Source organism: Agromyces sp. C10 (genome assembly GCF_023217995.1).
In the GTDB taxonomy this organism is placed as follows: domain Bacteria; phylum Actinomycetota; class Actinomycetes; order Actinomycetales; family Microbacteriaceae; genus Agromyces; species Agromyces indicus.
On sequence record NZ_JALPSX010000019.1, the window covers coordinates 1 to 1030 of the forward strand.

Consider the following 1030-nt stretch of genomic DNA (forward strand, 5'->3'; position numbering starts at 1 on the left):
CGTTGCAGGCGGTGTGGGCTCGATCGTAGTTGTAGTGGTCGAGCCAGGGGCCGAGCGCGTCGAGCCGGTGCTGGTTCGAGGTGAATGGCTGTCGGTAGGCCCACTGCTCTTGGAGGGTGCGGTTGAAGCGTTCGGCTTTGCCGTTCTGCCAGGGACTGTGCGGGCGGGTCAGCACGTGCTTGGTTCCGAGGAGGGCCAGCGCGGCGCGGAAGTCGTTGGATCGGCGGTAGTTCAGCGCGTTGTCGGTCATCACGCGGCTGATCGTGATGCCGTGACCGGCGAAGAACTCGGCCGCGGCCAGCAGGAACGCCGCACAGGTCGCGCCCTTCTCGTCAGGCAGGGCTTGGGCGTACGCGAGCCGGGAGTGATCATCGACGGCGACGTGGATGTAGTCGAAGCCGATCTTCACGCGCGTGTCCTGGCGGTGCTTGATCGTGTCCGGGCCGGTGATCCGCCAACCGCCGCCGTCAGGGATGCGGCCGAGTTTCTTCACGTCGATGTGGATCAGGTCGCCCGCGGCGGGATGCTCGTAGCGGACCTGGGTGCGACGCGAGGCGCGGATCCGGATCCCGGTGACCGGGTCCAGCTCGTGCAGGCGCGGTAGGCCGGCCCGGGCGATGATCCGCGACGCGGTCGACGGGCTCACCCCGCAGCGACGGGCCAGCTCGTCCCGGCCGAGCCGTTCGCGGCGGCGCAGCTCGAGCAGCCGCGCGGTCACTGCCGGTGAAGTCGCAGCTGGGCTCGATCGCGGTCGGCTGGAGCGGTCGATCAGCCCGGCCATACCCTGCTGCCGGAATCGGGACACCCAACGGTGCGCGCACTGGCGTGACACGCCGAGTTCCTTCGCGACATGCGCGACCGGGCGACCCGAGAGCACCCGCTGAACCAGGATCAGGCGACCCGCCGGAGCGAGCCGCGCATTACGGTGGACCAAGAGAAGGCCTCCCTCTTCGGTGACGTTAGACACCACCAAGAATGGAGGCCTTCTCCCTATCGGCTAGTCACTAACGATGTGACCGAGTACAGCTAG

General features: G+C 68.1%; 1 protein-coding gene. It reads right to left on the bottom strand.

Annotated features, from left to right (window positions below; genetic code table 11):
• On the bottom strand, window positions 1-934 hold a 934-nt coding region (locus M1L56_RS15820), incomplete at its 3' end, for an IS481 family transposase (protein ID WP_248599962.1).
• Window positions 935-1030: the final 96 nt, after the last annotated feature.